The organism is Thalassospira sp. (assembly GCF_030690045.1).
In the GTDB taxonomy this organism is placed as follows: domain Bacteria; phylum Pseudomonadota; class Alphaproteobacteria; order Rhodospirillales; family Thalassospiraceae; genus Thalassospira.
This window is the reverse complement of record NZ_JAUYHK010000011.1, coordinates 66,927-79,404: the sequence shown is the minus strand read 5'-3', so window position 1 is coordinate 79,404 and position 12,478 is coordinate 66,927. Positions and strand designations below refer to the sequence as shown.

The following is a 12,478-nucleotide window of genomic DNA, read 5'->3' as shown; positions in this document are numbered from 1 at the left end:
GGAGTTTCAAATGAGCATCGAACGTTTTGATACCGGCCCCCGCATGAGTCAGGCCGTTGTTCATGGCAACACGGTTTATCTGGCCGGTCAGGTCGGTGAACCCGGTTCATCGGTCGCCGAACAGACCAGACAATGTCTGGCAAAGGTTGATTCCCTGCTGGCGCGTTGCGGCACGTCCAAGGAAAAAATCCTCTCGACCACCATCTGGCTGGCCGACATGAAAGATTTTGCCGAAATGAATTCCGTCTGGGATGCCTGGGTGCCGCAGGGCCACACACCGGGTCGCGCCTGTGGCGAAGCCAAACTGGCAACCCCGGATTATCTGGTCGAATTCATCGTGATCGCCGCCAAAGACTGATCCGTCCGGATTATTCTGCGAAAAGATCAAACGCCCGGCTTTCCCGCCGGGCGTTTTGCTTATGCGTCACGGGCATCGCGGGTCACGATTTTTGATGTGGATTCCAACGTGCGATGCACCGGGCATTTATCGGCGATTTCCAAAAGCCGCGCCCGCACATCCTCCTCCAGATCGCCATGCATCGTGATGATCCGCTCAAACCTGTCGATCTTGCCGCCCTTTTGTTTTTCTTCCATCGTGCAGTCGATGCAATCATCGGCATGAATTTTATCATGCAGCACCTGAACCGATACGCCATCAAGGGCGATCTGTTTGTGATCGGCATACATGCGCAATGTCATCACCGTACAGGCCCCAAGGGCGGCGGCAAGATAATCATAAGGCGACATGCCACTGCCAAGTCCGCCAACATCAACCGGCTCATCGGCCAGCGCCCGGTGCGGTCCGGCCATCACCATCGCCTGAAACTTGCCCTGCCCGGTTTCGCGCACCACGACACCGGGCGGGGTTTCTTCCGGTGCCGCATCCACCGTCCCGACATAACGTTTCGCCCAGGCGGCAATCACCCCGGCGGCATAGGCCGCATCATCGGGATCGCGCAGCAAATGGTCGGCATGATCCAGCGATACAAAACTTTTCGGGTGCCGGGCGGCGGCAAAAATACGGCTGGCATTATCAATCCCGACGGTCTGATCCATCGGCCCGTGCAACACCAAAAGCGCCTTGCGCAAACCCCCGACCGACTGTGCAATATCGTGCGCGGCCAAATCCTCGACAAACTGTTTTTTGATCACAAAGGGCCGCCCGCCCAACGAAACCTCGGCCATGCCATCGCGGTTGATGTCGGCCAGATGGGCGCTGAAATTATGGGTGACATGATCAACATCGGCGGGGGCGGCAATGGTCGCAATCGCGGTTGCCTCGGGAATATCCTGTGCCACAGCCAAAACCGCCGCCCCGCCCAACGAATGCCCGATCAGCAATTTCGGCGCGGCAAAATGACGGCGCAGATAATCCGCCGCCCGCCTTAAATCTTCAAGATTCGAGGTAAAATTGGTCGAGGCAAAATCGCCGCCCGATCCCCCAAGCCCGGTAAAATCAAACCGCAAAACACCAATGCCCTGCATGGTCAACGATTGCGCAATATGGCGCGCCGCCGTCAAATCCTTGGAACAGGTAAAACAATGGGCAAACAGCGCATAAGCCATCACCGGCCCGGCGGGCAGATCAAGGCGGGCGGATAATTCCGCCCCCATGGCCCCTTCAAAACGCAATCTGATGGGTCGAACCGTCATTCCCGGCCCTCCTTTCGTCTGAAATATTGCTCCCGCTTTGGCCGCAGCCGGGATAATCTATCACGGATCGTCTCTGCCATTTCAGGTTAAATCATGTTTTGTCTTGAAACCGACCGCACCTTGCTGCGCCATGCAACCCTCGAAGATGCCGCCTTTATCCTTGAACTGCTGAATGAACCCGACTGGATCAAATATATCGGGGATCGCAATGTCCATGATCTTGACGCTGCCCGCGGCTATATTACCGACAAACTGATCGCCAGTTATACCCAAAACGGTTTTGGCTCGTATCTGATCACATTGCGGGATTCCGGCACGCCGATTGGTCTGTGCGGGCTGGTCAAACGCGACAGTCTGGATTGCCCCGATATCGGCTTTGCGTTAAGTGCGGCGCATGGTGGCAAGGGCTACGCCCTTGAAGCCGCAACCGCCGTCATGGCCCATGCCCGCCATGATCTGGGCCTGGCGCGCGTGGTTGGTTTTGCCTTGCCGGAAAATCACGGTTCAATCCGGTTGCTGGAACGGCTGGGGCTGGTCTTTGACAGGATGATCCATATTGATGGCGACCGGGACGCCTGCAAATTGTTTGTCCCCGCCCCGTAACGGTTTAGCGCCGAATACCGATCTTGCGCCCCACGCCGGATGGCACCGGCAAATCCTTGTGCGCCGCCCGGATCAGATCAAGCGTCTTTTGCATATCATCGGGAAATGGTGCCGACCGGCGGGTTTTCATATCGATATGCATGGTGATGATTTCATTGGTCGCCGACAGCCACCCTGCGGTGCCGTGGCGCAATTCATGATACATGTGAATGCGTTTGTGATCGCAATCCAGAATGTGCGTATGAATAACAAACGGATCATTCAGATGAATTTCCCGGTCATAGGTCACATGCATTTCAAGGGCAAAGGTTGAAAAACCGCGCCGTTGCGGATAAGTCGCCCCCATCCCGACCGCATCCAAAAACGCCACCGATCCCAGATCAAAGGCAACCACGTAATAGCCGACATTGACATGGCCGTTAAAATCAATCCATTGCTGCGGCACCGTCCCGTCATAAGTCCGCAGCATTTCCGGGGCAAACAAATCGGGGCGGCTCATTGATACAATGCCCCGACGACCGTAACCGCCGCCGCAAAATCTTCCAGCGCATGTCCGACCGATTTAAACACCGTGCATTCATCGTCGGATTGACGGCCTGTCACCATCCCCCGGGTCAGACCAAACAAATCACCCAGAATATCTTCCTTGGCAATCACACCGGCCTTGATCGGTTGGACAATATCGCCGCCCTCCGCACTCGCCCCTTCAAAACTGTCAACGAAAATCCGGCATTTGCGCATCACATCATCATCGGTTTCGCGCATGGTCGGCTTGAACGCCCCGACCAGATCCACATGCGTTCCGGCCCGCAACCACGCCCCGCGCACCAACGGTTCGGTGCTAAGCGTCGCACATGAAATGATATCCGCCGTCTTGCAGGCACTTTCCAGATCATCCGTGCCAACCGCGTCAAAGCCAAGCCGCGCGGTTTCCGCCGCAAGGGCCTGCGCCTTGGCCGCATTGCGGTTCCAGATCGTGACTTTTTTGATCGGTCGCACCGACGCATGGGCCGCAATCAGATTGGGGGCCAACGCCCCCGACCCGACCATCACCAGATGGCTGGCATCCTTGCGTGCCAGATAATCGGCGGCAAGAGCCGATGCCGCCGCCGTGCGCCGCGTCGTCAGGCGCGTGCCATCCAGAACCGCAGACGGTTGCCCGGTCACCCCGTCCAGCAAAATGTAAATCCCCGATACCGCCGGAAGATTGCGCGCCGCATTGCCCGGCACCACGGCGGCAACCTTGACCCCGGCCGCCCCGTCCTTTTCCCATGACGGCATGATCAGCAAGGTGGCGTCGTCTTCACCGGATCGTTCCATGTTGAAATGGCTGCGCAGCGGGGTTTCACACCCTTTGGCAAACCATGTGCGCAGAGCCTCGACCATGGCACGCGGCGGGACGGAACGGTCAATATCTTCGGCGGTTACAAAACGCATCGCAATACCTGCTGTTTTTCGTGGAAATTCAATCTCTAACGCAGATATTCTTATAGCATGAATTGCCCCGAACCGTCACAGGATGAACCACCAAAATAACCGGATTTTACAGCCGTTCTTGCGCCTCAACTTTTCAGAAACCGCTTGAATTCGCCAAACTGCGCCCCGCCCTGTACATAAAGTTCTTCCAGCACGGTAAAATGGTTGGCACCCCATGCCTTGATCACCGGCACAGAAACCCCGGCGCGACGGCAATAGGCGGCATAGGCCTCGCTCTGGCGGACAAATTCCGGGCTTTCATTGGCCCCGACCACCAACATCATGCGGGGTTCAACCGGCGCAGCATCCAGCATCGGCGAACATTCCGCCGCCATCTGTTCATCCAGACGGATATCGTCATTCAGGCTGGTAAAACGGATGGGTTCCAGATCAAACACCCCAGATACCGGCACCACGGTATTAAAGGGCCGCGTATCGCCCAGTTCCGCGTGCCAGTCATGACTGGCAAGGCGCGCGACAATCTGCCCGCCCGCCGAATGGCCCGACAGGCTGATCTGGTCGCGGTCGCCTTTAAAATCGGCAACATTTTCAAACACATATTTGACGCACCGTACCGCCTGTTCGTGAATATCGGCAACCGTAACATCCGGGCACAAATCATAATTGGCGCAAATGACAGTAAACCCCGCCGATACCAGCCCCGGTGCGATAAAGGCATAATCCTTTTTGTCCTGACTGCGCCAATAACCGCCATGAAAAAACACATGCACCGGCGCACCCGGCGTTGCCGCCGGATAAATATCCATGGTTTCTCTGGGGCCGGGGCCGAACCGCACATCAGGCTGATGATTCAGGGCCGCACGGGCCACGTCGGATTGCTGCGCAAACCGCTGAAAATCCTCCATAAAATCCGGGACGGTTTCGCGCGGATTATACTGCCATTCCAGTTCTGCTGCGGTAAAACCACCCCAACCCATTGGCTTGTTTCCCTGTTTTATGCTGCCGCCTGACGATATCGATTATTTTTCTTTATTTCCAAGACATTTGCAATTGCCCGGATTTTACGGGGCAGAAAATCCCGTCATGTCAGCTTGATGAAAACCGTCATCACTGGCACAATCGGAAAAATCAAATTTTGAAATCAAGGGGATAAGTTGTGACAAAATCTGATTATTCCTGCCCCTTTACCGCCGATGACCTGGATCGTTGCCAGATTTGGGAAATGCTGGTGGTGCGCGATATTGCGGCCTTTGTCGCCGCCGACTGGTCCCAGATTGCCGATGATTTCAAGGCCGACGGGTTTTATGCAATCGATGCACAAAAATCCCCCAATCCTGATGACTGGGAAATGGCTTTTCCAAATCTGGATGCCTATCGCGATGAATGGCTGCGTCAGGCCCATGAAAGCCGCAAAATCAAATGGGCCGAAGATGTGTTTGATGCCGTAATGCGGGCGACACAGCTTGAAACCATCGAAATTTCCGGCAACCGGGCGCTGGTGCGCAAACATTTCAACGGCACCCTCAAAAAAGCAGACGGCACATCGCACCATCTGCTGTGGAAAACCCATTATTACTGCGAAAAAACGCCGGGCGGGACATGGCTGATTACCGGTTTTACCGGCTATCTGCCCCATCACATCGTCTGATCAGGTTACACGTCCACGTGCCGCCACCGGCACGGTCCGTTCCAGAACCCCGCCCCGCGTCAGATGCACTTCGTCCAGCATATTGCTGACCACGCAAACATGGTTGGGAATGATCCGGATGCGTTGCCCGACAACAAAGGGCACCGTCGCCGGATCATAGGTCAGAATACCGTGTTCCTCGCTGAGCGACGATACCGCAACATCGGGATGCCCGACCACATAGCCATAGCCCGAAAGCCCCAGCAAATCCGATGTCAGAACCTTGGACCCGGCATCGATAATCGCCCGACCGGCGGTTGGCACCGATACAATTTCGCACAGAACCTGCAAGGCGCAATCTTCTGCGCCACACACCCCCCGCGCCATCAGGGACCGGTCATTATAGATATAGGTCCCGATGCGATATTCCGTGGTCAGGGGCGACAAATGGGCCTGCCACATATCAGGCGTCCCGCCGGAACTGCGCACCGGGCATTCGATTCCGGCATCCCGGCACCCGGCCATCGCCGTTTCAAAAAACGCCTCGACCTTCTGCGTGCCACCGGCCGCCGGATAGGTCATCAATCCCATAAAAATCAGACCCGGCGCCGCATCAACCATTTTGGCCAGCGCCACGGCATCATCCGGGCTTTGCACACCGCACCGCCCGCCGCCGGTATCACATTCCACCAGAACTTCCAGTGGCCTGTCCGCCCCGGCAAAGGCATTGGCAAGACCGCTGATCACCGTTTCATTGTCCGCCACCACCTGCAAGCGGGTCAGACGATCCGCAAGTTTGCGCAACCGGGCCAGCTTGCGCACCCCCAGAATATTATAGGTAATCAGAATATCCCGGATTCCGGCATCGGCCATAACTTCGGCCTCGCCGATTTTCTGGCAGGTAATCCCCGTCGCCCCGACGGCCATTTGCTGACGGGCGAAATCGGGGATTTTGTGCGTCTTGATATGCGGACGCAACCCGATGCCGTGCAAGTCGCAATAATCCTGATATTTCCGGATATTGCGATCGACACAATCAAGGTCAATGACGGCACAGGGGGTATCAAGATCGGGGAAATCGGTCATTTTCAGGTCTCGGCAATGGCAAAAGGATCATCGACAATCGGCCAGATCGGGCGGCTCAGATGACGGTAATCATTGGTTTTCGGGTCCGATGGATAGGGGCCGTGAACATCGACATAAATGATTTCCCCGGCAATCCGTGCAAAGGCATCGTAGAAGTGATTGGTCGATTTGATAAACAGGTATTTTTTTGCTGCCGGGTCAACCCCCATATTGGAAAACAGGTCCGGCTCGAAACTTTGCGCCCGGTTGGAATTGAGGATCACCTCGCCACCATCGGGCAATTCAATCAGGGCACAATCGCCCAGCGGCACGATGCTGTCACCAAAACTTTGCCAGGAATCCCGACGCAATTTTTTCACCACCACCTCGGCATCCACCGGCGCGCCGCCATGTGCCGATGTCTTGGCCCCAAAGCGCAAGGGCAAAACCGCCCCTTCCCCCGCCGAAAAACAGGTGCGCACCGCCATCGGGTCCCAGATCGTGCCAAAGGCATAATCGCGCAATCCGCGATCCATCACGGCACGCAGTAACAGGGTCGAATCCCCCGGCACCCCGCCGCCGGGATTGTCCCAGACATCGGTAATCACCACCGGGGCCGTATTGGCGGCAACGGCCCGGTCAAGCGCGACATCTGTTTGCAGGAAATCGGGCCGCGTCGTGCCCCGAAACCCGAACAGTTCAAGCCCCAGCCGCTGCGCCGTTTCCTGTGCCAGTACCGGGTTGTTGTTGGTAATTACCACCGCCTTGGTGCCCAGATCGGGCACATCCCCGGCCATGAAACCATGAATGAAGGATATCGACAAAATATCGCCCTGCCCCTCCATCGCACGGGCACGGTCTATAAAGGACCGCATCGGTTCGCGCGATGTCGGCAACACTTCAATCATCCGGCAATCAAACACCGCCTTGACCGGCACAATCTCGCCGCGCAGGGTCCGCAGCACCAGATCAACCACCGCCTCGCCCGCATCGACAAAATCGGTATGCGGAAATTCCTTAAAGGCGACGATGATATCGGCATTGTCAATCCGGGCGGCACTTAAATGGCTGTGCGGATCGAAACTGGCCCCGATCACCACATCCGGCCCGACAATTGCCCGCACATGGGTCAGCAAATCCCCCTCGCAATCCAGATATCCTTGCGCCACCATCGCCCCGTGCAGGCCCAGCATCACCCCATCCACCGGCAGGGCATCGCGCAATTGCCCCAAAACCTCGTCGCGCAATTGTTCATATGTGGCGCGGCTGACCAGCCCGCCCGGCTCGGCCCATGTCGCCGTGCCCTCGATCAAATCCCATCCTTCGGCGCTCGCACGGCGGCGGGCGACCGGAAAAATGGCGCTGCACAGGGTCGGGGTGGCCGGATGTTGGCCGGGGGGCGCATAAAAACTTTCGGTAAAATCTGAAAAATCAGTCCGCAGCGGCGAAAATGTATTGGTTTCGGTCGCAATCGAAGCACAGAAAATCCTCATGATCCCATCCTTTTGTTCTTTGTTTTTGTCATGATTATCGGCAAAAGAAAAAAGCGGGAGGATGATTGCACCATCCTCCCTTACGTGGATTATTCCATGTAGCGGCTGGTGTTGGCCTTATCGACTTCCTGCTGGAACAGTTCGAGAAGTGCCACGCCTTCCGCGCCCAGCGTTTCGGTAACATGGTTGATGACAACCGGCTGGGTTGCCTTTTTGAATTCTTCGCGGTCTTCTGCCGACAGGGCGGTGATTTCCATCTTGCCGGTCAGGCCTTTAAGCCCGCGGTCCGATGCCTCGATCACCCGCGACAAACCACGGCTGGCAACCACACAGGATTTCGCGGCATAGCGCACGATTTTCTGTTCATCGGGGGTCAGCTCATCCCAAAAACTTTTGGACAGCATCATGGTGTAAGGCGAAAACAGATGGTTGGTCAGGGTCAGATAGGGCTGCACTTCGTCAAATTTTGAAAAAGTCACTGTTGGCACCGGGTTCATCTGACCGTCGATCACACCGGTCTGAAGCCCGGCATACACTTCGCCCCATGCCATCGGATAGGCTTCTGCTCCCATCGCCTGCATGATTTTCTGATGGGCGGGCAGCGCCATGGTGCGAATGCGGATACCCTTGAAATCTTCCAGTGTCGCAATCGGCCGTTTTGAATTGGTCACGGCAAAAAATCCGCCGGTATCGGGGAAACCCAGAACCACAACATCGCCCAGCGTCTTTTCGACATCTTCGGCCAAGGCCTGGCCAAACGGACCATCAAACACGTCATAGGTCGATGCGTTACTGTCAAAGGCAAAGGCCAGATTCAGGACATCGATCCGCGGATAATAGGATGCAATCGCCCCGGTCGATGTCAGGGTGCCCTGGATCAAACCATCGCGCACCATCTGCACATGTTCGGCAGCCGATCCCAACTGATTGGACGGGTAAACTTCAACCTTGATCGCGCCATTGGTGTCAGCTTCGACAATATTGGCAAAAACGGCGGTACAGGCATGGGCCGGGTTTTCAAACGGGTCGGTCTTGTTGTCATGGGCAAATTTCAGAACCTTGCCGTCGGCATAGGCCCCGGTTGCCGTGGTCGCCAGAAGGGCAGTCGCCAATGCGGCGGCCCCCAAACGTTTAAATGTGTTCATAACACCTCTCCTTGATGCGTCATTGTTGTTACGATCCGATATTGCGCCGTTGCCCAGCGCCCTGATCCGGACCAGATCAGGGGAAATCACAGGCGACCGCCCTCACCGAAATCCCAACAATCGCGGGATCAGCAAGGCCAGATCGGCCCAGAAGGCAAAAACAAACAGAATGGCAAGTTCGGCGATCAGGAACGGCCACAGTTGGGCCGCAATTTTCTCAAGTTTCTCGCCGGTCACCGAAGACAGAACAAACAGACAGGCCCCGACCGGCGGCGTCATCAATGAAATATTGAGCGCCAGCACAAAGATGATCCCGGCATGGATCGGGTCCATGCCGATCTGAACGGTCAACGGCACCAGAACCGGGGCCAGAATGATCAGGATGGCGTTGATATCCATCACCATGCCAATCGCCAGCAACAGCGCAACAATCATCAGAATGATCATGTAACGGTTGTCCGACAGGCTCAGCACCATTTCCGCCACTTCCTGCGGAATGCGGTTAAAGCTCAGCCACCAGCCCATGATCGAGGCAAAGGCGATGATGATGAAAATCACCCCTGTCACCCGGGCGGTGCGGATCAGCATGCCGATAAAAGCCTTCACCGTCAGGGCACGATAGATAAACACCCCGATAAACAGCGCATAACCCACCGCCACCGCCGCCGCCTCGGTCGGGGTGACAATCCCGCCCAGAATGCCGCCCAGAATAATGATCGGCATGATCAGGGCCGAAATCGAGGATTTGAAAATCGCCCAGATTTGCAAAAGCGACGCCCGGCGTTCTTCCTTGGGCAGGTTTTTCGACCGCGCCGTCACCGCAATCACCGTCATGCAGATCAGGCAAATCATCAGGCCGGGCAAAATACCTGCCGCAAACAATCCGCCAATCGATACCCCCATCAGCGATCCATACACCACCATCAAACCGGATGGCGGAATGGTCGGGCCGATGATCGATCCGGCGGCCGTCACCGCACAGGCATAATCGCGCCGATATCCGCGTTCGACCATGGCAGGCACAAGGGTTTTGCCAAAGGCCGCCGCATCGGCGGTCGCCGCCCCGGTCAGTCCGGCAAAAAACACCGACGCCAGCATATTGGTATGGGCAAGCCCGCCGCGAAAATGCCCGACCAGCGCCTGGGCAAACAACACCAGACGGCTGGTAATGCCGATATGGTTCATGATCTCGCCTGCCAGAATGAAAAACGGCATGGCCAGAAACGGAAACACATTCAACCCGTTGAAAATCTTGCTGGGTCCCTGTGCGAGAAACATGCCGCCGCCCATGTCAAACAGACCGGCAATCCCCGCAACGCCAAGGGCAAAGCCAATCGGCATGCCCAGAACCATCAGAACGACAAAAAGAATCGCGACGATCATTCCGCACCCTCCGTAATATCGATGGGCACGAACCGGCCCTGATCGCGCAACGCCACCAGCAATAATTGAATTGCGGCAAGGCTGGCTGAAACCGGTACGGCGGCATAAGGCAGGGCAAGGCTCATGCCGAAAATCATCGCCTGACGGCGCATGCCGCCCGCTGCAAAATCAAACCCGTAAATCGCCAGATAGGCAAAGGCACTGAGCGCAATCAGATCCATCGCAATCAGGATCGGGCGCTGCAAGATCATCGGCAAATTCAGGACAACCATGCCAATGCCGATATGTTCGCGCCGGGCAATCCCCGCCGATACCGCCAAAAGAGCCGCCCAGATCATCAGATACCGCGCCAGTTCCTCGGGCCACGGCAATTGCCAGTGAAAAAGATAGCGATCCATCACGCCGATCCAGACATCGACGACCAAAAGCAGCATCAAACAGGCCACCACGCGCTCGACGGCCCAGTTCAGCCCCTTGCTCAGCCGCCCGGCCACATTTTCAAGGCCATAAAATACCATCGCCAGATATCTCTCCGCTGAATGCCGTTGTTATGTAATTTTTCTACATCCTGAGGAGCATTTTGTAGTTTGTCTACATTTTTTTGACATAATTTGGCACTTTACGCTATATAATGGTTAAATTATCGCAAAATAAGTAGCTTAGCTACCTATCACGCAGCCTGTTTTCAGGTGCAACCCACAATGTCTGACAGGGAGATTTCCATGACAATTCAATATTTTGGCAATGAACGCAGCGGTGCTGGCGGCCAGAAACTGCCCTTTACCCCGGCGGTACGCGCCGGTGATTATGTCTATATTTCAGGCCAGGTCGCGATGAAGGAAAATGGCGAAATCGAACCGGGTGGCATCGAATCCCAGACCAAACGGACAATGGAAAATGTCAAAGCCACCCTCGCCCTTGCCAATTGCACCCTTGAAGATGTGTTCAAGGTCAATGTCTGGCTGGCCGACACGCGGGATTTCTGGACATTCAACCGCGTCTATGCCGAATATTTCCCCAATGAACGCCCGGCACGCTCCACCGTACAGTCGCAAATGATGGTGGATGCCAAAATTGAAATCGAAGTTATCGCCTACAAACCGGAAAAATGATATTTGTCAGCGGGGTGTCGGGTGACGTCGCCGGGCACCCCGCCCTTTTTCTGCGCAGTTTCGGGATATCCTGATGCAACCAGCCACAGATATTATCAGCCAGATCAGCCGCCATTCCGGGTCCTTTCCGGCCCGCGAACAAAAAGTGGCCGATTACATCCAGAATCATCTTCAGGATGTGACGACCATTGCGCTGTCGGAACTGGCACAAAAGGTTGGCGTCAGCGAACCCACCGTCATCCGGTTTTGCCGCACCCTTGGCTGTGACGGTTTTCGCGATTTCAAGATCAGGCTGGCCCAGAACCTTGCGGTCAGCATGCAATATCTGGGGACCGAGGATTTATCCGACGACACCACCGATGCCGATGTCCTGACCAACCATGTTCTGGGCGTCATCATCGATAATCTGCGCACCTTGCGCGAACAATTGCCGCAAGATAAAATCACCGCCGCCGCCGATGCCCTGTCGCGGGCCCGGCAGGTGGTATTTTTCGGGGTGGGGGGCGGTTCCACCACCGTCGCGCTGGATGCCGCCCACCGGTTTTTCCGGCTGGGTATTCCGGTACAGGCGCAAAGTGACGGTTATTTGCAACGCATGCTGGCCTCGACACTGGGCGAGGAAGACGTGCTGTTTGCCATTTCCACCAGCGGCCTGCCGACCGAACTGATCCACAGTGCGGCAATCGCCCGGCAATATGGGGCAACCGTCATTTCCCTGACCAAGCCCGACAGCCCGCTGGCACAGGAAAGCGATATTGTCATCGGGCTTGATATGCCCGAAAATCCCGATGTATACAAACCCACCGCCACCCGCCATGTCTTTCTGGCCACCATTGATATCATCGCAACGGCGGTTGCCCGCCGCACCCCGACCAAAAGCAAGGAAAAACTGCGGCGAATCCGGTCTTCGTTGCTCACCCTGTATCCCCCGGTTTCGCGTCAGCCGATCGGCGACTGAAT

The 12,478-nt window shown here is 56.2% G+C and carries 14 protein-coding genes; 5 read left to right on the top strand and 9 right to left on the bottom strand.

Going from position 1 to position 12,478, the window contains the following annotated elements; translation table 11 throughout:
- Window positions 1-10: 10 nt before the first annotated feature.
- Window positions 11-358 (top strand): RidA family protein, encoded by a 348-nt coding sequence (locus Q8O73_RS06255; RefSeq protein ID WP_305556513.1) that lies wholly within the window; start codon window positions 11-13, stop codon window positions 356-358.
- Between the two features lie 59 nt (window positions 359-417).
- Here the strand turns inward: Q8O73_RS06255 and Q8O73_RS06250 are convergent, their stop codons facing one another.
- Window positions 418-1,653 (bottom strand): bifunctional alpha/beta hydrolase/OsmC family protein, encoded by a 1,236-nt coding sequence (locus Q8O73_RS06250; RefSeq protein WP_305556511.1) that lies wholly within the window; start codon window positions 1,651-1,653, stop codon window positions 418-420.
- A 93-nt stretch (window positions 1,654-1,746) separates the two neighbouring features.
- Here Q8O73_RS06250 and Q8O73_RS06245 point away from each other — a divergent pair, with 93 nt between their 5' ends.
- The gene (locus Q8O73_RS06245; protein WP_305556509.1) at window positions 1,747-2,256 is read left to right on the top strand and encodes a GNAT family N-acetyltransferase; all 510 of its coding nucleotides are present in this window, start codon (window positions 1,747-1,749) and stop codon (window positions 2,254-2,256) included.
- A 4-nt stretch (window positions 2,257-2,260) separates the two neighbouring features.
- On the opposite strand, the gene Q8O73_RS06240 is transcribed toward Q8O73_RS06245, so the two are convergent.
- The 3 genes from Q8O73_RS06240 to Q8O73_RS06230 all read right to left on the bottom strand — a co-directional run bounded on the left by Q8O73_RS06240 (window position 2,261) and on the right by Q8O73_RS06230 (window position 4,670).
- The gene (locus Q8O73_RS06240) at window positions 2,261-2,755 is read right to left on the bottom strand and encodes a thioesterase family protein (RefSeq protein ID WP_305556507.1); all 495 of its coding nucleotides are present in this window, start codon (window positions 2,753-2,755) and stop codon (window positions 2,261-2,263) included.
- Window positions 2,752-3,693, bottom strand: coding sequence for an ornithine cyclodeaminase family protein (locus Q8O73_RS06235; RefSeq protein WP_305556505.1), 942 nt, complete (start codon window positions 3,691-3,693; stop codon window positions 2,752-2,754). Before Q8O73_RS06235 ends, Q8O73_RS06240 begins: the two co-directional genes overlap by 4 nt.
- Before the next feature lie 125 nt (window positions 3,694-3,818).
- On the bottom strand, window positions 3,819-4,670 hold the full coding sequence (locus Q8O73_RS06230; protein WP_305556502.1) for an alpha/beta hydrolase: 852 nt from the start codon (window positions 4,668-4,670) through the stop codon (window positions 3,819-3,821).
- Window positions 4,671-4,849: 179 nt separating this feature from the next.
- Here Q8O73_RS06230 and Q8O73_RS06225 point away from each other — a divergent pair, with 179 nt between their 5' ends.
- Entirely contained in the window at window positions 4,850-5,341 is a 492-nt protein-coding gene (locus Q8O73_RS06225) for a hypothetical protein (protein WP_305556499.1), read from the top strand.
- On the opposite strand, the gene Q8O73_RS06220 is transcribed toward Q8O73_RS06225, so the two are convergent.
- The 5 genes from Q8O73_RS06220 to Q8O73_RS06200 all read right to left on the bottom strand — a co-directional run bounded on the left by Q8O73_RS06220 (window position 5,342) and on the right by Q8O73_RS06200 (window position 10,924).
- Complete coding sequence (locus tag Q8O73_RS06220) at window positions 5,342-6,406, bottom strand: D-TA family PLP-dependent enzyme (protein ID WP_305556497.1); 1,065 nt, start codon at window positions 6,404-6,406, stop codon at window positions 5,342-5,344.
- A 2-nt stretch (window positions 6,407-6,408) separates the two neighbouring features.
- Window positions 6,409-7,878, bottom strand: a complete 1,470-nt coding sequence (locus tag Q8O73_RS06215; protein ID WP_305556495.1) for a M81 family metallopeptidase — start codon at window positions 7,876-7,878, stop codon at window positions 6,409-6,411.
- Between the two features lie 89 nt (window positions 7,879-7,967).
- Complete coding sequence (locus tag Q8O73_RS06210; protein ID WP_305556493.1) at window positions 7,968-9,023, bottom strand: DctP family TRAP transporter solute-binding subunit; 1,056 nt, start codon at window positions 9,021-9,023, stop codon at window positions 7,968-7,970.
- A 102-nt stretch (window positions 9,024-9,125) separates the two neighbouring features.
- Window positions 9,126-10,406, bottom strand: a complete 1,281-nt coding sequence (locus Q8O73_RS06205) for a TRAP transporter large permease (protein ID WP_305556490.1) — start codon at window positions 10,404-10,406, stop codon at window positions 9,126-9,128.
- On the bottom strand, window positions 10,403-10,924 hold the full coding sequence (locus Q8O73_RS06200; RefSeq protein WP_305556488.1) for a TRAP transporter small permease: 522 nt from the start codon (window positions 10,922-10,924) through the stop codon (window positions 10,403-10,405). Before Q8O73_RS06200 ends, Q8O73_RS06205 begins: the two co-directional genes overlap by 4 nt.
- Window positions 10,925-11,128: 204 nt before the next feature.
- Between Q8O73_RS06200 and Q8O73_RS06195 the strand changes: the two genes are divergently transcribed.
- Complete coding sequence (locus tag Q8O73_RS06195; RefSeq protein WP_305556486.1) at window positions 11,129-11,518, top strand: RidA family protein; 390 nt, start codon at window positions 11,129-11,131, stop codon at window positions 11,516-11,518.
- 73 nt (window positions 11,519-11,591) lie between these two features.
- Window positions 11,592-12,476 carry a MurR/RpiR family transcriptional regulator gene (locus Q8O73_RS06190; RefSeq protein ID WP_305556484.1) on the top strand — a complete coding sequence of 295 codons (885 nt, stop codon included), beginning with the start codon at window positions 11,592-11,594 and terminating at the stop codon, window positions 12,474-12,476.
- Window positions 12,477-12,478: the final 2 nt, after the last annotated feature.

Bases quoted from the DNA above. Each gene is read 5' to 3' on its own strand.
- Q8O73_RS06255 (WP_305556513.1), top strand. From the start codon at position 11: ATGAGCATCGAACGTTTTGATACCGGCCCCCGCATGAGTCAGGCCGTT.
- Q8O73_RS06250 (WP_305556511.1), bottom strand. From the start codon at position 1,653: ATGACGGTTCGACCCATCAGATTGCGTTTTGAAGGGGCCATGGGGGCG.
- Q8O73_RS06245 (WP_305556509.1), top strand. From the start codon at position 1,747: ATGTTTTGTCTTGAAACCGACCGCACCTTGCTGCGCCATGCAACCCTC.
- Q8O73_RS06240 (WP_305556507.1), bottom strand. From the start codon at position 2,755: ATGAGCCGCCCCGATTTGTTTGCCCCGGAAATGCTGCGGACTTATGAC.
- Q8O73_RS06235 (WP_305556505.1), bottom strand. From the start codon at position 3,693: ATGCGTTTTGTAACCGCCGAAGATATTGACCGTTCCGTCCCGCCGCGT.
- Q8O73_RS06230 (WP_305556502.1), bottom strand. From the start codon at position 4,670: ATGGGTTGGGGTGGTTTTACCGCAGCAGAACTGGAATGGCAGTATAAT.
- Q8O73_RS06220 (WP_305556497.1), bottom strand. From the start codon at position 6,406: ATGACCGATTTCCCCGATCTTGATACCCCCTGTGCCGTCATTGACCTT.
- Q8O73_RS06215 (WP_305556495.1), bottom strand. From the start codon at position 7,878: ATGAGGATTTTCTGTGCTTCGATTGCGACCGAAACCAATACATTTTCG.
- Q8O73_RS06210 (WP_305556493.1), bottom strand. From the start codon at position 9,023: ATGAACACATTTAAACGTTTGGGGGCCGCCGCATTGGCGACTGCCCTT.
- Q8O73_RS06205 (WP_305556490.1), bottom strand. From the start codon at position 10,406: ATGATCGTCGCGATTCTTTTTGTCGTTCTGATGGTTCTGGGCATGCCG.
- Q8O73_RS06200 (WP_305556488.1), bottom strand. From the start codon at position 10,924: ATGGTATTTTATGGCCTTGAAAATGTGGCCGGGCGGCTGAGCAAGGGG.
- Q8O73_RS06195 (WP_305556486.1), top strand. From the start codon at position 11,129: ATGACAATTCAATATTTTGGCAATGAACGCAGCGGTGCTGGCGGCCAG.
- Q8O73_RS06190 (WP_305556484.1), top strand. From the start codon at position 11,592: ATGCAACCAGCCACAGATATTATCAGCCAGATCAGCCGCCATTCCGGG.